This window comes from Cupriavidus sp. MPR-AND1C (assembly GCF_058809705.1).
Genome location: NZ_JBXASU010000048.1, coordinates 1 through 17,672 on the forward strand (window position 1 = coordinate 1; position 17,672 = coordinate 17,672).

Sequence of the window (17,672 nt, forward strand, 5' to 3'; positions counted from 1 at the left end):
GCATAAATGCATACGCAACGCGCAAATCATCTAATTTATTAGTTAAATTTATCCTGGTGTCAATAGGGCTACGTGGATTATTTGGCATGGCTAGGTTGGTATTTTTTGGCGGGGATAGCGCAAATATATACGCCAATTTTGAAAATACGGGAACGAGCATTACATTTTTTGATATAAGTGATGGATTTCTTGCCACTTTGGCGGCATTTTCTTCGGCATGGATGCTCTATTTCAAAAAATCATATATTGGTAAAAAGACGAAATATGCGCTGTGGGTTTTATTGATTCTGGAGGTCGCGATTGTAGTCCTCTCTTTTAGGCGATCATCGTTGATCGGAATGGGGCTGGGGGCTATGCTTCTCATTTCTGTGCTTCCATTGAGGAAGCGATTGTCTGCCATGTTTTTCTCATTCTGCGTCTTGTTTGGTGGTGCTACTTTGTTAACCGCGCTGCGACTTGATAAGGTGGATCGGAATGGAGGCAGCAATGGATTTCTTTTTGATGTCCTTGGTGGCAGTGATGGAGCAGAATCAGGCAGCCGAGTTTTGGAGTACACAGAAACTTGGCGTTCCCTAGGGGATGACTGGATCTTCGGAAAGGGCATGTGGGGAACCATGCAATCAAATTTGGCGGAACTTAGCTATCACGACGGAAATTTTGGATTCGTTCACAGCGGATTTGGACATGTCCTACTTAAATCTGGTGTGCTCGGGCTCGCGATGTTTATTGGTTTGCTGTTCAGCTTCTTCTTTTTTTACATAAGAACAAGAAAAAATCTTGTTGGCGAGCTTCGGATGCTCGCCGATGCCGGCGCCGCAGGCGTTCTATTCTGGTTTCCAACGCTATTGATTGGAACACCAATTATAGAGTTCCGCTCTATGATGATGATGGGCCTTGCCTTGGCGCTTCCATTTATTGCCGGACGCGCGTCTGTAATTAGAAAGAGAAACTATGCTTTTACGTAATTCTCTTTGGCATGCCGCCGGAGCAGGCGTTCCCGCGGTGGTGGCGCTGGCGACCATCCCAATGCTCGTTGCCGCCTTGGGTGCGCCAGGCTATGGCTGGCTGACGTTGGTTACTTCCATTGTAGGGTATTTTGGTTCCCTGGATATTAATCTAACATCAGGTGCTATTAAATATCTTTCTGAGGCTCATGCCACGGGTGACAGGCGGCGATTTTCACAGGTATTTTGGTTTTCGGTTGCGTTCTATTGTGTTTTGGGAATTTTCGTTTGTTTGGCTATAGGAATCTACGCCGAGGAACTGACGAACTTCTTTGGAAGTTCGTCCGTAGAAGAGAGGCCAAATATTATTCTTGCTCTACGAATTGGTGGGGTTGGTTTTGCAATTGTCCAGATTCAGAGTGTGTTGATTTGTGTGCTACAGGCGCTCCAACGCTATGATCTGTCCGCCCGCAACGAGATGATTTATGGCGTATTAGCCAACGTTGTTAGCATGATTGTCGCTGTCTCCGGCCTGGGTCTGGCGGCCGTCGTTATCGCGCGGGTTGCAGTCTCTGCGCTGAATTGCGGAAGTCTTGTCCTGCAATTACGGCTGCTGGGGGCGCCGCTCGCGTTTGTCGCACCCGATCGGGCCGTCCGCCGCGACATGCTGTCGTTCAGCGGCTATGCCTACCTCAGCAAATTAGCTGCGACACTCTATCAACACGGCGATAAACTGATTATTGGTGCTATTGGTGGGCCGGTAGCGGTCACTCTATACACCGTTCCAATCACGTTGGCCGGGCGTGTACTTGGCATGACGAGTCGACTTGCTGGCGTCATGTTTCCGCACGTCAGTACGCTTGCAGCGACATCTCGCCTTGAAGAGTTACGTTCGACCTACCTAGGTGCTCTCCGCTACATTACTTTTGTTAATTTCTGCGTCTGCGCGGCGATTGTGCTTGCTGGCGATGCCTTTTTGGGACGGTGGGTTGGCCAGGAATTTGCGGTCGAAGGGTATGCAGTTTTGGTACTCATGGCCTTCGCTATCCTCGTTGATTCGCTGACAAACTTGCCTTCTATCGTGAACGATGCTCTTGGGCATCCACGTGTCTCGGGCGGATTCGCCTTGGTCCGCGGTGTTATCGGCGTGGTTCTGGTTTTCACCGGGATGAAGTTCTTCGGTATTATTGGCGCTGCGGCCGCCCATCTGCTCACGGCTATTGTGTTAAGCGCGGCATTTCTTGTCTACGTCCATGGTCGCACGGTGCCACTTCGCTTGAAAGACGCGATGGGCAGCGTCTGGCAGCCAATTTTGGCTGGTGTGGCCATATTAGTTGCGTTTCTCGTATTAAGGCATTTCTTGCCGACGGGACTAGTGGCGACTGTCGCAACAACGGTAATGGGCATGACTGCGCTTGGAGCCTTGGGAATTTGGTATGTGTTGTTGATCAATGACCGGGCTGCCTTGGCGGCGGGCTTGCGTCGAAAACTTGGACGATAGGCACCGGTGCGTATTCTCATTGTTAGTGAAGATGTGCCATATGCTGCCATGGGTGGCTTGGCAAAACACGCATTAAATCTGGCTCGGGCGTTGATTCGTGCGGGGCACTCGGTTGACTTCCTGGGAGGCACACAGAATCCCATCGAAGCGGCCGGGGTGGAGGGGGAGTTTGGCGGTCAATTCATTGGTGCACTGAGCGGCCATCTCGCGGGTTGGAAGGAGCATCGCTTAGGTTTTTATATACCTTACAAACGAAGCTGGCTAGCTAGGCGGTTCGCTCGCATCATCGAAGAATTCGCCGCACACTATGACGTTGTTCACTATCACGGCCATGTTCCGAATCTAGCACGCTATCTAACTCCGGGGATTCGGTTCGTCCAGACCCGACACGATCAGGGTAGTGACTGCCTTAAATATACCCGCTTCAAGAATGGGGCCATTTGCAAATCTACCGAGGCAAGGGATTGCGTGGAGTGCATTTCGGCGCAGCCCAATGTTCTGCAGCGTACAGTCTCAACTATGGCTGTCCGAAGCTTCCGCAGAGAAGTCGCTGATAGTTTCCAAAGACACCAGACCGTGTTTGTTTCGGAAATGTTGCATCGGAATTTTTCTCGAACCATGGGGCGGCAGGATTGGGGAACAGTCATCCACAATTTCATTGATTCCGGGAGCCTTTCTCGCGCGGCCGCGGATCCGCTACGTTTGCCGGATGCTGCCCCGATCGAGATAGTTGTCGCGGGTAAGCTCTACTCGCCCAAAGGCATCGACCAACTGATCGAGCTTTTCTCGCGCAAAGAGATTCCAGCCATGCGGTTGGTTGTCGTGGGTGATGGTCCTCAGTTGCAAAACTTGCGGAATCAGTATTCTTCGACACGCATTCGATTCCTCGGGTGGTGTGACGCCCTACACACGCTGCGTCTAACCGCCGGGGCGGACGCTGTGGTAGTGCCTTCGGTCTGGGAGGAGCCTTGCGCTACCACTGTGCTAGAGGGATTGTTGCTCGGGAAGGTAACCTTCGCTTTGGCACAAGGCGGCACGCCAGAATTAGCTCGCTACGCTACATATTCCGAGCAATTGAAGCTAAGCGAAGACCTGCCCTCACTAGTCAATGAGCTTGCCAAGTTCAAGATCCGGCCGGATTTTGTATTCCCACAACTTAATGGAGCTGGCGGCGTTGACCAGGCCGTTGAGCATATTTTGACAGTCTACCGCCGCGCCATGGCGACGCGGCCGAACGAATATGAGGCCCATCCATGCCCCTAACTTTTAGCATCATTACCTGCACCTGGAATAGCGAGAAATTTCTTGAGCAATCCATAGCGTCTGTGTTGGCGCAAGACTATCCGCATGTAGAGCTCGTCTTTGTCGATGGGGGATCTGATGACGGCACCCTTGAGCGCATCCGTGCACTGACGCGCCCTTATGTCTTGGTCGAAAATGTTCGGGGAGGCATCAGCAATGCCATGAACGCTGGTGTTCTGGCCGCCACCGGTGACGTGGTCGCCCATCTGCATTCTGATGACTACTATGCGCATTCCGGGGTACTTTCTACGGTAGCCCGGCAAATGGAAGGTAGTGGTAAGGGCTGGCTTTTTGGTCGGATCGCAAGAGATGTGAGCGGAAGTATCCGCAGCGAAAATTTCGTTGCGCCAACCTACAGCTCCCAACGTCTGTTGCGTGGCAATTTCGTGCCGCACCCCGCGACCTTCGTCCGGCGCGATCTTTTCTCTCAAGCGGGCTATTTCGATACTGCGCTCAAGTATGCAATGGACTACGATTTCTGGTTGAAACTCGCCAATATCTCCGAGCCGGTCCAACTGAACGAAGTACTGGCGGTGTTTCGCGAGCACGCCGGAAGCCTTTCCACGAGTAATCGCCGCGCTGCTATGGAAGAGGATTTTCGCGTCCGCATTTCTCACGCCGGCAGGAATCCCCTCGCGCTGGCTGCGCACTACGCCCGCTTTCTTGTGCGTCGCCGCCGCGCCTTGTCGGGATCGGTCTGACCATGCCGCTATTCTCTCTGGTTCTCGCTACCGTCGGCCGTACGGACGAACTGAACCGACTCTTTGATAGCCTTGTTGCTCAAACCTGCCGTGATTTCGAAGTCATTCTTGTAGATCAAAATGCGGATATGCGACTGGCGCCCTACATTGCGCGGGCACGCAATCTCGGCATCGATATCAGCGTCGAGCGACTTCAGCCCCCCAATCTTGCCGCGGCTCGCAATTTGGGTATCGCCGCCGCTAGAGGCGATTGGATATGTTTTCCTGATGACGACTGTTGGTATGAACCTGAGGTACTTGCGAACGTGTTGAATACCAGCCAGCGCGCGCCTCGCATGCAGGGGATGGTTGCCTGCTGGGTTGAACAGAGCGCAGCCCGAAATTCGGCGGATACTTCCCCCGGCAATTTGCAGCTTGCTTCTTGGCGAAGTTTCAGGGGGGGAGACGCCAGTTCGATTTGTCTTTTTTTTAGGCGTACGTTAATCGAAGGGCTGGGAGGCTTCGATGTCCGGCTTGGTGTGGGTCAGTGGTACGGTGCCGGGGAAGAAACCGACTATGTGTTACGTGCACTTGCCAGCGGTGCTGAACTGGGGCGCTGCACTTCAGCGCGAGTGCACCATGCTTTTGTCCCGCTGTCCTATGGCAATTGGCGGGCAGCTTGCCTTCATGCTCGCCGTCGTGCTCGCGGTACCGGAGCGCTGTACGTGAAGCATCGATTGAGCTTCGCTGTCATTCTACGAGGCTGCATCGCCCCATTGGCTCTTCCGCTCCTGCAAGGGCGTGGAGTCAAGGCATTGGTGCAGGGAGTTGCCACCGTTTTGGGGCGGATCGAGGGAATGACTGGTTGGTATCTAGGGAAACATGACCGAGCTAGGTGGTAGATGATAGTGCTTTGGAAACTATTGATTTCTTCGCTCATAGATGCATCTGGCTTCGGGTTCATCATTCATGGATGAAAGCAATCGAGGTTAAATTTTGACTTCAAATCGTAACGTGGTTATTGTTCAACGTCGACTTACGAATTATCGCGTGCCTCTTTTCGAGCGGTTGCGAGTTATTCTGGCGGAAGACGATGTTAATCTTCGCTTACTGGTTGGTAATTCCGATGCAAGCGAAGTACTTAAGCGTGACGAGGGTCACCTTGATTGGGCTGAGAAAGTCGACACGGCCTATTTTGCCGGGTTTTGTTGGCAACCATTTGGCAGGAAGGCAGCGGATGCCGATCTTGTAATCGTCACCCAGGAAAATAGACTTATTTATAATTTGATTGCATTGACCATTTTTAGGCCCCGTCGATTGGCATTTTGGGGGCACGGGAGGAATATGCAATCAGCTCGGCCGAGCGGAATCAAAGAAAAGTTCAAAAGATGGACGGCCAGTAAGGTGGACTGGTGGTTTGCATATACGGAAATGACTCGCGATTTTATATGCCAGGACGGTTTTCCTATTGATAGAATCACGGTTCTAGATAATTCTATAGACACAACTGTATTGCAACAAAGTAAAGATGGTATAACCGAGGAGGATAAGGTTAGCTTGCGAAATGAGTTGAGTGTTGGTTTCGGCCCTATCGGTGTATTCATCGGTTCTATTTATGAATCAAAGCGGCTTGGTTTTCTTTTGGAGGCAGCAATAAATATTCGAAAGAGACTGCCGAATTTCTGTCTCCTTGTTGTCGGAGATGGCCCCGATCGAGGAGTTGTGGAGGACTTCGCCAAAAGCGAGTTGTGGGTCAAAGTGTTGGGGTCTCGTCATCAGCGGGAGAAGATGGAGATTTTGGCAATCTCTGACGTCTTGCTTAATCCAGGGGGTGTTGGCCTTGGGATTCTCGACTCCTTTGTTGCTGGGGTCCCGATGGTTACTACGAATTCAGGAAACCATGGGCCTGAAATTTCATACCTGAAACATGACGAAAACGGTGTGATTTCGAATAACTCGATTTCCGACTTCTCCGGGGAGGTTATTAATTTGCTGAGCGATTCGGAGCGACTGAGGCGTCTTGGTGAGGGCGCCTTGAATTCAGCCAAGAGATATTCTATAGAGAAGATGGCCGTAAAGTTCAAGGCGGGTATTTTTGAGGCGTTGCAAAGATAAAGGATTTAATTTTCGTGGGTTATTTATATAAAGTATGGGTTTTAATATTTCTTTAGCGCTCAAATTTTGCCTAATTGTTTTGGCGGGGGTGTAATTTATATAATGCATATTTTGTTGGCTCACAATTCTTACGCTTCAACGGTCCCGTCGGGCGAAGATCAAGTAATGAACGCCGAAATGGCCTTGTTGCAAGCGCGTGACCATACGGTGTCTGGATTCACTCGGCATAGCGATACTATTCGCGCCAGGGGAGCGTGGGGCACGGTGCAGGGGGCGTTTTCGACCCCGTGGAATCCGTTTGCCGCCAGGGCCATGCACCGAACGTTGGACGTTGCCCGGCCAGATGTCGTTCACGTGCACAATACCTTCCCGCTAATCTCGCCTGCCATCTTCCACACTATTGGTCTGCGTGCCGCCCGTGTGTTGACATTGCATAACTACCGCCTGTTTTGCCCAGCGGCGATTCCCATGCGCGCTGGGAAAGTCTGCACTGACTGCCTGGATCGCCGCAACGTGCTACCCGCAATGAGACACGGTTGCTACCGAGGTAGCCATTTGGCAACCTTGCCCTTGGCTGTGAATGTTGCGCTGCACCGGTTCCTGGGGACGTGGACGAATCAGGTGGACGCCTTCATTGCTCTGAGCGAATTTCAACGGGAGCGTATGGTGGAGGCCGGCTTGCCGGCAAGTCGCGTCCATGTCAAGCCTAATTTTTATCCAGGGCGTCCGGGGGTTGTACCGTGGGCTGAACGTCCTGCCTATGTTGTGTTCGTGGGGCGATTGTCAGAGGAGAAGGGTGTTCATACGCTATTGAGGGCGTGGAAAGCCTGGGGGGCGGGCGCCCCGGAACTGCGCATAGTCGGCGATGGCCCACTTCGTGGCCAATTGGAGAGCTTGGCAGGCGGTCTGTCGGTGCGGTTTCTGGGGCAAGTGCCGTTCGTGGATGCGCAAGCGCAGATCGCGTCGGCGCGCTTGTTGGTGCTTCCGTCCGAATGTTTCGAAGGTTTCCCCATGGTGGTTCGCGAGGCATTTGCTTTCGGTACACCGACTGCCGTATCGAACCTCGGTCCGTTGCCCAGTATTGTGAAGCACGGCGGGAGCGGCGTCGTCTTTGATGCTGCTAGTGCCGATTCGTTGTTGACCGCCGTGCGTGCGGCATGGCGGTCACCGTCTGCGCTTGAACGACTAGGGCAAGGAGCGCGGCTAGCGTTTGAGGAGCACTACAACGAGGACTCCAACTATCAGACGTTGATGCAGATTTACGAGCAGGCCATTTTAGAAAACAAGCGAAAACGGTAATAAATAAAGCTATTTATAATAATTTCTTTGGAATGTCGGAATGAAGGATTGCGGTATTTGTTATAGCGGAAGTGGACGCGGTCATCCGCGGAAAGCAGTCACACCGTTTAGTCAGTGAATCCAGGCATTTTTGGGAGCGCTACATTATGACCATTCAGATCGCGTTCGCGACGGGGCGGCCGCTATGAACGCCGATAAATCATTCTTCTGTCGTCGCGCACAATTCGGCATCTTGCATTATGCCGCGCTTGCGTACTGCTTGACAGCGTTGGCTTTAGGTAGCGGTGGTGCGAGGGCTGCAGATCTGGAAATTACTGTTCATCCTGATCTATCTCGACTTGGTTCCGACGAGGTGCATTGCCCCGCGATCCCTGTGGCGCATTGCGTGGCCGGATTCAGCGAAGCGTTTGCTTTGATTCAACAGCCCGAATGGCAGCAAGCCCTTGATAGAAATTTCTCCAGAGTTCAGCTGCATTTGGTGGCGGGGACGTACCGCCTAACCGCTCCGCTTAGCTTGCGTTGGGGTGAGGGTGCGACGAGCAATGTGGCCTTTGAGATATCGGGTGTTGGGCCCAGAACGGTGCTATCCGGTGCGACGTTGGTGTCCGAGTGGAGCGCCGTGGACGAGCATGACGCGCTTACACGCCTTGCGCCATCTGCACGGAGCTCGGTGCGTATGGCTGCCGTTTCGGGATTGGGGTTGCCTCTCGCATCGAGTGCTTCAGCGCGTGGTTTTGGCTTGCCAATCAGCCCGACTCCAACGGAGGTTTTTTATCGCGATGCTCCACAGCCGTTGGCAGGTTGGCCCAATAGCGGCTACGGCAGAATCGTTCGCTCTCCAGAACTTCCCGCTACTGACAAGACCACGTTTGCTGTTGCCGGACGGGCGATAAGCGACTGGAAGGGCGAACCGGATTTGCAGGTATTCGGCTTCTGGTTTTGGGATTGGGCGGGGCAAACCTACGGGGTTGCGAGGAGGGACGCAGCCGCCAACGTGATGAAGATCGACGGTTCGGGCTCCCCCTACGGGATTAAGGACGGGCAGCGTCTGCGTGTGGAAAATTCGCTGACAGAGTTAGACATGCCCGGGGAATGGTATTTGGATCGAAGTCATGCGAGGCTGTACTTCTGGCCACCCGACACGCTGAACAGAGCAGATGTAGAAATCGCTGTTGCTACGTCGTTGCTGATTTTGGAATCCTCGCGGAACGTAACTGTGCACGACTTAGTTCTCGAGAAGACGCGGGGCGATGCCGTGGTCGTGAAGCAAAGTAGCGATGTGGCGCTGGACAGGGTGACGATTCGAGAGACCGGAAACCGTGCTCTGGTCGTCGAGGGTGGCGCCCGTTGTGGGGTTCGCAACAGCTTAATCGAAGATACCGGCGAGGGGGGGGTATCGCTTTCAGGCGGTAACCGGCAAACGCTGGAGCCGGCACATCACTTTGCGAAGGCAAACGTGATTCGACGATTTAGCCGCCTGGCGAAGACCTACCGGTTTGCGGTGCAGATCGCTGGTGTGGGGCAACTAGTAGAGGGAAATACGATTTCGGACGCACCGCATACAGCGGTCTGGTTTAGCGGTAACGACCATCGGATAGCTGGAAACGAGATTTTCGATGTTGTGAAGGAAACAAGTGACGCTGGCGCTATTTATACAGGGCGGGACTTCACCGCAAGAGGAACGGTGATTGAGGAGAATTTCCTGCACGATATCCGGGCTTTGGATGCCACGCATGAGGTGAAGGGGATCTATCTAGATGACCAAGCTAGTGGTATTGTCGTCCGGCACAACATCTTCGCTCGCGTACAGCAACCCGTCTTTATTGGGGGAGGGCGAGACAACATAATCGATGGCAACATTTTCTATGAAAGCAGTCCGGCCATTCATTTAGATGCGCGCGGGATGACGTGGCAGAAGAAATCGACTCAAGACCCCAAGCTCGAACTGCAAAGCGGGCTCGACGCGGTACCCTACCTTGGGACGACTTACGCGAGCCGCTACGCAAATTTATCAAGGATTCGGGAAGACGACATTGGCGCACCGAAGTACAACCGGGCGCGCGGCAACGTGGTGGTAAAAGGCAGGGCCTATTCAGTTGAGAAGGCTGCCGAGGCGGGGATTGATCTCGGTGGACTGGTCGAACAGACGGAGGATGTGTTCGTCACCCCTGCTCCTATCGGGGGGCGCATGCGCCGCGAAGACTTTCGTACGCGGAACGAGAGTTTGGTCTTGCCGTTGCAATAGAGCGCCGCACTCGGAACGACTGTAGTCGCGGCTGGTCAGGTTCGGCTCACGGTAATAGCCGGGCGCCCCGCTGAGGCGCCCGCCTGGCACCCGTCCACCATAGAGTCATAGCACGTCTCTGGCTTTCGAGTTTGCTCCGCGTAGCAACTGCGCCGCAGCGAGCCCGAGGAAAAGGGTGTTCGTAACGAGGTACCGCCTCCAGAGTCGCGACGGTTCGCTGCAGAGTCGGTAAAACCATTCGAGCCCGTTCTTCTGCATCCAGTGAGGAGCTCTTGCAAGCGTTCCTGCATGGTAGTCAAACGCGGCTCCAACGCCGATCATCACCGCCTCAATGCGGCTACGATGCTCTGCCATCCATAGCTCTTGCTTAGGGCACCCGAGGCTCACCCAGACGGTACTAGCGCCACTGGCGTTGATCTTTTCCACAATGGCCTGATCTTCTTCTTCCGAGAGCTTGCGGAACGGTGGGCTGTGCATCCCTGCAATGCGCAGGGACGGAAATTCTTGCTTTAGCCGCTGCTCAAGTAGCAAGAGCGTCTCGATACGCCCGCCATACAGGAAGATGGACTGACCAGTGCTGGCAGCATGCGCGCAGTAGCGGAGCATCAAGTCCGGACCATTGATTCGCTCTTGTGTAGGAAACCCAAGTCGGCACAGCATCCAGGCGATCGGCGCGCCGTCGGGCGTCGTCATGTCGGCCTCACGTATCACTCGTGAGAACTCGCGGTTCGATCGCGCGCTGATGACAGAGTGGACGTTGCAAATGCAGACATAGCGCGATTCACGAGCCGCAGCCCATTTGTGTATTGAGCCGATGGCTTCGTCCCAGGTGACAGCATTGATAAATGCACCAAGTACCTTGCTTCCGGACATCGGCTTCATCTTGCCAGGCCCGCGAGTTTTTGGTGGTACGGCTTTGCGACGTCCAGGTCCAGGCACAGTACGTCGTTGCCGAGTTCAGCCAGGCAGGTCCCGGTGACCAGGCCCACATAGCCGCTGCCGATGATTGTGATTTTCATGACTACAGTCCGAAATATTGGGAATTAGTGTTTGCTGGCCTGAGGGCTCACTCGACCTAGCCGGGCGGCCAGGGAGATCAGCACTATCGCGGCTACGGCGGCCAGCAAATCTGTCAGCAGATCCGTCAGGTCCGAAGAGCGGTACGGAAAGAACGATTGGATGAATTCGTCGAGCCCGCCCAGCAGGGCGATGCCGGCCAACGTAATGGCGGCGCGGTAGCGGGTGAACGATAGATGGATTGCACCCGCGAGACAGGCGTAGGCCACGAGATGGAGATTCTTATCGCCATACTCTTGAGACAGAGCTTGCGCATTGCCCGGCTGGTTTCCCACCAGCAGCATCAGTAGGTAGAAGGCTGCTGCCAACGATAACAATAGCCTGGCGTGCGGCCCGAGAATCGACGCGGCAGACCGCGCCGACGGCTGCAATTCAATACGCATTCTGTCCAGTCCAGCCCTTGAACGCGGTCCAGAAGATGATGCGCAAATCCATCCAGAACGACCAGTTGCGGATGTAGAAGATGTCGTGCTCAACGCGCTTGGCCATCTTGTCCAGCGTATCGGTCTCGCCCCGGTAGCCATTGATCTGCGCCCAGCCGGTAATGCCGGGCTTGACGCGGTGGCGGAGCATGTACAGATCCAGCTGCTCCTTATAGATATTGTTGTGGGCCATGGCATGCGGGCGCGGGCCTACCACGCTCATCTCGCCTCTGAGCACGTTGATGAACTGGGGCAGCTCGTCCAGGCTGGTGCGGCGCAGGAAGGCGCCGATGGGGGTGATGCGATTGTCGCCTTTGGTGGCCTGGGTGACCACGCCGTGCTCGGCGTGGGGTTTCATGCTGCGGAATTTGTAGACGTGGATCACGCGGCCGTCCAGGCCCAGGCGCTCTTGCTTGAAGAACACGGGGCCGGGGGAGCTGCGTTTGATCAGCACGGCGATGACCAGGAACAGCGGGGAGAGGGCGGCGAGCACCAGGGCGGCAAAGCTGCGGTCGAATGCTGACTTTACTGCGCCGCGCACGCCTAGCGATGGCGGGCGGTTGAGTTCTACCGCGGGCATGCCCATAAAATCGCCTACCTTGTGGTTGAGCAGGTCGAAGTCCAGCAGGCTGGGCATCCATTTGATGTCGATGAAGTCGTTGCGTAGCGAGTACGCAATGCTCTGCATCTGGCGGGTGGCGCTCATCGGGAGTGTGATCCAGACTTCGTCAATCTTGTGCTGGCGCGCGAAGTCCGCAATCTTGGCGCTGTCTTCCACGCGCGGCACGCCGGCCGGCGTGGCTTCGTCTGGCGATGCGTAGATGCCCCCCACCCTGTAGCCCGTGCGGCGGTTGGCGGTGGCGCGGTGGTACATCTCCTGGCCGGTGCGGCCGTAGCCGACGATCAGCACGTGCTTGGTGTTCACGCCGGTGCCGCGGACCAGGCTCAGGACGGCCCGGCTGGCGATATGCAGCCCCAGCAGGCCGATGATGGACCCGAAGTACCAGTAGGTGGCCCAAAGGCGCGAGAGGGAGTCGGCTTGATGGAGGAGGAAGCAGACCAGGATGCTGATGAGCCAGACCAGGGTCCAGCCGGCCAGCATGCGCGTGAACAGCGAGAAGGCGCTGCGGCCGCGCCAGGAGGCGTACAGGTCGAACGCGGGCAACACGATAAACGCGACGGTGCAGCCAAAGTACTGGATGAACTGGTGGATGGGCGCACTGGGCGTGGCGTCCGTTTTGAAGCGGAGTTCGGTTGCCAGGTAAGCGGCAATCCAGATGATGGCTACGTCGAGCAGGCGCGCGGCCAGCGTGAGCTGGTCGTGGTGCCTGGCAAACATGTCGCGATAAACTCCCATGATCTTCCCCGAAAGCGTTCGCAATCCGGCCGCACGGTTGTGCACCCGAACTATTTATCCCCAATTGGTAAGGGCGGCGCGTCGCGATTGACTACGTCGGCCCGGCCATGCGCGCTGTCTCAAATGGCATGGCATTTTTTGATCGGACGAAAGAAGTCGGCGGTGGCTGCAGCATGTGCAGTCGATTCCGTGGCGCTTGGGGGCGGCTGACCCTCGTGCCCTTGCGTTGCCCATGCAGGCACGCTTCGCTGGAAACTCGTCGCTTCGTTTTAAACGGACGCTATGGGCGCCGGTTTGCTCGTCTTGTCGATGGGGCAGATAGTGCGGCGCAGCGACGGCTACCGGTACCCTGCGAGAGAAGGGAACGCGAGGGGATTGCTGGCGTGATTGTTGGCATCGTGGCGCGGGGTTGCCGGCAAGGCCGCGCATTGCGCTCGGGACTCGTGCATGGGGAGCGCGGTCTTGGGGCTGATGGGTGATGTTGGTGCGTAGATTGTTTAATGACGTATCGATTTTGTATCGGGGTTGATATTTGATTTTTTAATGACGGTAGATTCTTTATCTTTGAATTTTCTATCCCTACTTCAGAGGGGAGAATTGCCGGATGAATACGGGTATCAAGTAGGTGGGATGGCTGCGATCTCTCACGCTGTGTCTCGATGCTTGCGGGCGAGAATGATAAGTGTCTTTTTCGGCGCTTTTTATGTTGACGGGGAGGGTCGGGTGGCCGGCTTACCTGGCTCACGCGCTGGCATGGCGGGCCACCGGTGTGGCTTACCTGCCAATTGGGCCCCGTCACCAGGCCGATGACCGCACCAATTGCCAAAAAGTGAGACGCACGGTCAAGAGGTGCGCGGGCGTGGCTTTAATCTTGGGCGCTAGAGACCGTTGTCTATAAGGCGTGCGCGACAGGGGGTTGTTTGGCAACCCCTGCCCCTGAACTCGAAGAGATGGGGGAACCGACGCAACCGGGGCAATGCCGGCAGCGATCCGGTGTCTTGGCGGGTCATTAGGCGTATGACGGGAATGATGGGGATGTTGGTTATGGCTGAGTTATCTGGTTTGGCGGGTTTGGTTGGTGTGTCCGACATGTCTGAGATGTCTGATATGTCTGATATATCTGGTACATCTGGGGTAACAGAACAGGGTGGGGGCGCCCTGAGCCGTGAGCAGCTCGATGCTTACTTTGCTTCCTATGTGGGCATGGAGGGGGGCAGTCCGGCCGGCGCGGTCTGGTTCTGCGACGCCATGCCGACTGCGGATGGCGCGCGGCTGCCGTCGCAGCTTGTCCCGGTGCGCGAGGTACCGGCGTGGGATGCGCAATTCAGGCTGCGCCATCTGCACGAGATGGGCAAATGGCAAACGCACCAGCGCATTGCGCGCATCATGGCGGCGGCCCGGGAGATGGTGTTGTTCGGCCGGGATGATAGCGGCGATTGGCAGCGCTACCTTGCGCAATATCTTTACCGGCCGCGCGGATGGGATTTCAAGCTGAGCTTGTTCCCTTTGTCCATTCGCTCTGAGAGCGGGTTGTCGTGGACGCAACTGCACGGCAACCAGCCGGAGCTGAACCCCAAGTCCAAGTACCTCACGCTGTGCCGTCATGGTGCCCGGTTCCGCTTTATCGCCCAGTTGCGCCGGCGCGAGCGCCCCAAGGTGGTGGTTTGCCTTGGCGAGCGCTTCGAGGCGGATTATCTCCAGGCCTTCGACATGCAGGATGTGCCATATACCACGCACACATTACAGCCTGCCGATCAGGCGAAGGAACTGCGCGTTTATTTCAGTGAAGGTACGAACCTGATTATCTGTCCCGCGGTGGCCGGGGCTGCCGGATTAGCCTCCGATGTGCTCCTGAACGCTATGGGGGGTTTTATCAGTCAATGGCTGACCATGGCCGATTTTCAGGTAAGACCGCACGAGTCGGCGCTTTACGAGGCGGAGTACTACGCGGCCTGAGATGACGATGCGGTGGCGGTTGGCACGCAGCTCAGCGCCGTTCTCAGCACTGTTGCCGATGCAGCCACTGCCGGAAGTCATCGCCTTGCACTGCGAACGCGGCTTGCCTGAGTTCGGTGTTCTCGGGGCTGGTGGCATAGGCGCGCAGGTCGCTGGGCGACATGCCCAGTGATCGGCGGAACGCACGGGTGAAGTCCGATGCGCTATTGAAGCCCAGCCCGTAGGCGATATTGCTGACCGGCAAGCTGGGGAACTTCACGAGGTCGGCGGCGGCGGCCCGCAGCCGGCTCTTGCGGATATAGGCCTGCACGCCGCCTTCTTGCTCGAACAATCGATATAGGGTCGGGCGGGAGATCTCCATCCTGGCGAGCAGCCTGTCGGGGGACAGCTCCGCTGCGCCGGGGTCGGCGTCGATCAGCCGGCGTGCCCGGGCCAGCATGGCGACGCGGGCGGCGGCGCGGGCGCCGTCCTCAAGGCGCGCGCCTTTGCGAAAGGCGGCGGTGAGCAGTTGCACGCTAGCGTGCATGGCCTCGACAGCCGCTTGCGGCGCCATGCCGGGGATCTCGCGGCTCAGCGCCGTCAGGTGCTCCACCGCCAGCCGGGTCAGCGGGGTGTTGGTTTGCACGATGCGCCCGTGCGCGGCCTCGGCGCCGAGAAAGATGGAATCCATCATCGCGCGCGGCACGAAGACCGAGAGCGCGCGCACGGAACCCCGGTGCATGTGCACGGGCTGCCCATGGTCCGTGAGCAGGATGCCGCCCTGTTGGGGCATCGGGTTGCGCCGCATGCCCTCGACCACGCCGGCGCTGCCTTCGACGAACACCTGGAACGCATAGTGCCGCATGGTGTCCGTGGAGATGCGCGCGACGTTGCGCTTCAGGGAGAGGCCATCGCAGCGGCAGTCCGTGAAGAGCATGTCCTCGACCAGGTAGCGGTCGATGCTGGCCTGGAACGGGGCCGCCAGGGCGTCCCGGGTGAGGTTGACGTCCATCACATGCCCGACACGCTGGCGCCAGGCAAGGATTTGCCCAACGCTGGCGTCGCGGGGCCCGTCGCCGCCTACCTGGAAATGGGTATGCGGCAGGCGCGCGTCCGGGGCTGCCTCATGCTTCTCGGCCGTATTGGCCGCATCGGGCGTTTCACGCGTCGCGGGCGGCGGTTCCGATTGGTGCGGTAGCGTTGCGATAGGAGGCTCGGTCATGGGCGTGGTGCAACCCAGGTGCTGCATGGACCCGGCAAAACGCCGGCGCATCGGCACCACTCTATCGAAAAACCGAGATTCTTGCAGGCGCGCGTTGCGCCGGGCTAGTTCCCCCCGGGGCGATTGTGCAATGCGGCGCGCAGTGTCGTTACCCCGCGTAAGAAGGGAAAGAAGACTGCCATGAATCCCTCCAAAGGGGGGCGCATCATGATCAAATCTCCCGCAGAATCTCGCACCGCCAAGTGATTGTTTCGCGCAAACGAGATCGGGCTTTTTGGGGCGGTAGCCGGAGCGTCGCGGGATTGACGATATACGTGCCGGCAATCGCTTTCCTAAAGGGAAGAGCACTGATCCAGATTGGTTGTAGGCAGGTCAAATCCGTCGGAGCCAGGCTTTGCTTTATGCCGGCCGGCATCCGAGACGAAGCAGGTGGGAGGCGCGAAAGCGCGGGAAGCTCTGCCTTCCCCGCCAGCGGGTTGTCTCCATCGTTCTATTAGAGATTTGCCGGTGCATTCGAGGCGTCTCACGGCCCGTCACGTCGTATAGGTAGGTACTGCCTCAGCGCGTGGGCATCTTTAATTCCACCAAGCGGTAGGGGCATGGAAATAGAACAGAAGACCGTATTTTCACGTGAGCAGCTGGACGCGTATTTCGCGTCTTACGTTGGTATGGAAGGGGGAAATCCGGCGGCGGCTGTCTGGTTTTGCGACAGCACGCCGCATCCATGGGTCGAGTCGCTGGTAGCGCCGCTGGAGCCGCGCACGCAGCCGGGGGCCTGGGACAGCGCCTACCGTGAGCGCCATCGCGAGAGCATGGAGCGCTGGCAGTCGCATCAGAAGATCGCAAGGATCATGGCCGCGGCGCGTGCGCATACCTTTGCGAGCCCGCAGAGCGAGTGCGACTGGAAGCATTACTTCGATCAGCATCTCTATGCGCCGGGTGGGGCGGAGTTCAAGCTCAGCCTGTTTCCGCTGCCGGCGCACCTGATTGGCCAGACGCCCTGGTCCAGGGCTTTTCGCGGGCAGCCGGCGCTGGTGCCCAAGCAGCGCTACCTGGATCTGTGCCGCGCTGGCAGCCGCTTTCGCTTTATCGAGGGCATTCGCAGGGAGTGGAAGCCCAAGGTGGTGGTGTGCCTGGGCGAGCGGCATTTCTCGGATTTCGTATTGGCATTCGGGATCGAGCAGGCCCGGGCGGGGGATTTCATTTTGCAGCCGGCCGATCTTGTCAAGACGCTGCGCGTGCTGGAGCACGATGGCACGACCTGGATCATGTGCCCTGCGCTGGCGGGCGCTTCGGGGCTGACTTCCGATGTGTTGCTCGAAGCCATGGGCCGATATGTGGCGCGCTGGCTGGTGCCGGAGGATTTTCCGATCCGGCACTGAGCAGTAAGCACTAAGCGCTAGGTGCGAAGGGGGGCGCTGGCCGGCATCGGCGTTCGTCGTTGTGCATCGGCGTTCGTCGTTGCGCATCGTTGCGCATCGTTGTTTTCGTCTGACAACCGGGGAATTTGCGCGCGGCGGAGGGTGCCGTTGTGGCGCTCGCCAAGGGCGGGTGTTACGTCCCTGCATGCAAG

General features: G+C 56.9%; 14 protein-coding genes and 1 pseudogene. 10 read left to right on the plus strand and 5 right to left on the minus strand.

The features are described from left to right. From AC1RWI_RS23285 to AC1RWI_RS23320, 8 genes are all read left to right on the plus strand, one after another. Positions 1–965: O-antigen ligase family protein (locus tag AC1RWI_RS23285; RefSeq protein ID WP_492869030.1), on the plus strand; the 965-nt coding region annotated here is incomplete at its 5' end. Further along, positions 952–2,445 carry an oligosaccharide flippase family protein gene (locus AC1RWI_RS23290; protein ID WP_492869032.1) on the plus strand — a complete coding sequence of 498 codons (1,494 nt, stop codon included), beginning with the start codon at positions 952–954 and terminating at the stop codon, positions 2,443–2,445. The genes AC1RWI_RS23285 and AC1RWI_RS23290, both read left to right, overlap by 14 nt. A 6-nt stretch (positions 2,446–2,451) precedes the next feature. Continuing rightward, a complete protein-coding gene (locus tag AC1RWI_RS23295) occupies positions 2,452–3,708 on the plus strand; it encodes a glycosyltransferase family 4 protein (protein WP_492869034.1) in 1,257 nt (418 codons plus the stop codon). After that, positions 3,699–4,448: a glycosyltransferase family 2 protein gene (locus tag AC1RWI_RS23300; protein ID WP_492869036.1), complete on the plus strand. Its 750-nt coding sequence runs from the start codon at positions 3,699–3,701 to the stop codon at positions 4,446–4,448. The genes AC1RWI_RS23295 and AC1RWI_RS23300 overlap by 10 nt, the downstream gene beginning before the upstream one ends. A gap of 2 nt (positions 4,449–4,450) precedes the next feature. After that, on the plus strand, positions 4,451–5,329 hold the full coding sequence (locus tag AC1RWI_RS23305; protein WP_492869038.1) for a glycosyltransferase family 2 protein: 879 nt from the start codon (positions 4,451–4,453) through the stop codon (positions 5,327–5,329). A 148-nt stretch (positions 5,330–5,477) separates the two neighbouring features. Beyond that, positions 5,478–6,542, plus strand: coding sequence for a glycosyltransferase family 4 protein (locus tag AC1RWI_RS23310; RefSeq protein ID WP_492869040.1), 1,065 nt, complete (start codon positions 5,478–5,480; stop codon positions 6,540–6,542). 165 nt (positions 6,543–6,707) lie between these two features. Then, positions 6,708–7,841: a glycosyltransferase family 4 protein gene (locus tag AC1RWI_RS23315; protein WP_492869042.1), complete on the plus strand. Its 1,134-nt coding sequence runs from the start codon at positions 6,708–6,710 to the stop codon at positions 7,839–7,841. Between the two features lie 184 nt (positions 7,842–8,025). Then, positions 8,026–10,086 (plus strand): right-handed parallel beta-helix repeat-containing protein, encoded by a 2,061-nt coding sequence (locus AC1RWI_RS23320; RefSeq protein ID WP_492869044.1) that lies wholly within the window; start codon positions 8,026–8,028, stop codon positions 10,084–10,086. 105 nt (positions 10,087–10,191) lie between these two features. Here the strand turns inward: AC1RWI_RS23320 and AC1RWI_RS23325 are convergent, their stop codons facing one another. The 4 genes and pseudogenes from AC1RWI_RS23325 to AC1RWI_RS23340 form a co-directional block, all read right to left on the minus strand. Next, positions 10,192–10,968, minus strand: a complete 777-nt coding sequence (locus AC1RWI_RS23325; RefSeq protein ID WP_492869046.1) for a WecB/TagA/CpsF family glycosyltransferase — start codon at positions 10,966–10,968, stop codon at positions 10,192–10,194. A gap of 32 nt (positions 10,969–11,000) precedes the next feature. Continuing rightward, positions 11,001–11,105 (minus strand): annotated as a pseudogene (locus tag AC1RWI_RS23330) (hypothetical protein); the annotation flags it as partial. 24 nt (positions 11,106–11,129) lie between these two features. Further along, positions 11,130–11,546 carry a VanZ family protein gene (locus AC1RWI_RS23335; protein ID WP_492869048.1) on the minus strand — a complete coding sequence of 139 codons (417 nt, stop codon included), beginning with the start codon at positions 11,544–11,546 and terminating at the stop codon, positions 11,130–11,132. Continuing rightward, positions 11,536–12,924, minus strand: coding sequence for an undecaprenyl-phosphate glucose phosphotransferase (locus AC1RWI_RS23340; RefSeq protein WP_492869103.1), 1,389 nt, complete (start codon positions 12,922–12,924; stop codon positions 11,536–11,538). Before AC1RWI_RS23340 ends, AC1RWI_RS23335 begins: the two co-directional genes overlap by 11 nt. Before the next feature lie 1,062 nt (positions 12,925–13,986). Here AC1RWI_RS23340 and AC1RWI_RS23345 point away from each other — a divergent pair. Next, positions 13,987–14,898 carry a transcriptional regulator gene (locus tag AC1RWI_RS23345; protein ID WP_492869050.1) on the plus strand — a complete coding sequence of 304 codons (912 nt, stop codon included), beginning with the start codon at positions 13,987–13,989 and terminating at the stop codon, positions 14,896–14,898. 43 nt (positions 14,899–14,941) lie between these two features. Here the strand turns inward: AC1RWI_RS23345 and AC1RWI_RS23350 are convergent, their stop codons facing one another. Further along, a complete protein-coding gene (locus AC1RWI_RS23350) occupies positions 14,942–16,099 on the minus strand; it encodes a helix-turn-helix domain-containing protein (protein ID WP_492869052.1) in 1,158 nt (385 codons plus the stop codon). A 605-nt stretch (positions 16,100–16,704) separates the two neighbouring features. Between AC1RWI_RS23350 and AC1RWI_RS23355 the strand changes: the two genes are divergently transcribed. Further along, positions 16,705–17,481 carry an XpsR family transcriptional regulator gene (locus tag AC1RWI_RS23355; RefSeq protein WP_236702246.1) on the plus strand — a complete coding sequence of 259 codons (777 nt, stop codon included), beginning with the start codon at positions 16,705–16,707 and terminating at the stop codon, positions 17,479–17,481. Positions 17,482–17,672 lie beyond the last annotated feature (191 nt).

What these genes read in the sequence shown, in the direction of transcription:
- AC1RWI_RS23290 (WP_492869032.1), top strand. Translation starts at nt 952, where the DNA reads ATGCTTTTACGTAATTCTCTTTGGCATGCCGCCGGAGCAGGCGTTCCC.
- AC1RWI_RS23300 (WP_492869036.1), top strand. Translation starts at nt 3,699, where the DNA reads ATGCCCCTAACTTTTAGCATCATTACCTGCACCTGGAATAGCGAGAAA.
- AC1RWI_RS23305 (WP_492869038.1), top strand. Translation starts at nt 4,451, where the DNA reads ATGCCGCTATTCTCTCTGGTTCTCGCTACCGTCGGCCGTACGGACGAA.
- AC1RWI_RS23315 (WP_492869042.1), top strand. Translation starts at nt 6,708, where the DNA reads ATGAACGCCGAAATGGCCTTGTTGCAAGCGCGTGACCATACGGTGTCT.
- AC1RWI_RS23320 (WP_492869044.1), top strand. Translation starts at nt 8,026, where the DNA reads ATGAACGCCGATAAATCATTCTTCTGTCGTCGCGCACAATTCGGCATC.
- AC1RWI_RS23325 (WP_492869046.1), bottom strand. Translation starts at nt 10,968, where the DNA reads ATGAAGCCGATGTCCGGAAGCAAGGTACTTGGTGCATTTATCAATGCT.
- AC1RWI_RS23335 (WP_492869048.1), bottom strand. Translation starts at nt 11,546, where the DNA reads ATGCGTATTGAATTGCAGCCGTCGGCGCGGTCTGCCGCGTCGATTCTC.
- AC1RWI_RS23340 (WP_492869103.1), bottom strand. Translation starts at nt 12,924, where the DNA reads ATGTTTGCCAGGCACCACGACCAGCTCACGCTGGCCGCGCGCCTGCTC.
- AC1RWI_RS23345 (WP_492869050.1), top strand. Translation starts at nt 13,987, where the DNA reads ATGGCTGAGTTATCTGGTTTGGCGGGTTTGGTTGGTGTGTCCGACATG.
- AC1RWI_RS23350 (WP_492869052.1), bottom strand. Translation starts at nt 16,099, where the DNA reads ATGACCGAGCCTCCTATCGCAACGCTACCGCACCAATCGGAACCGCCG.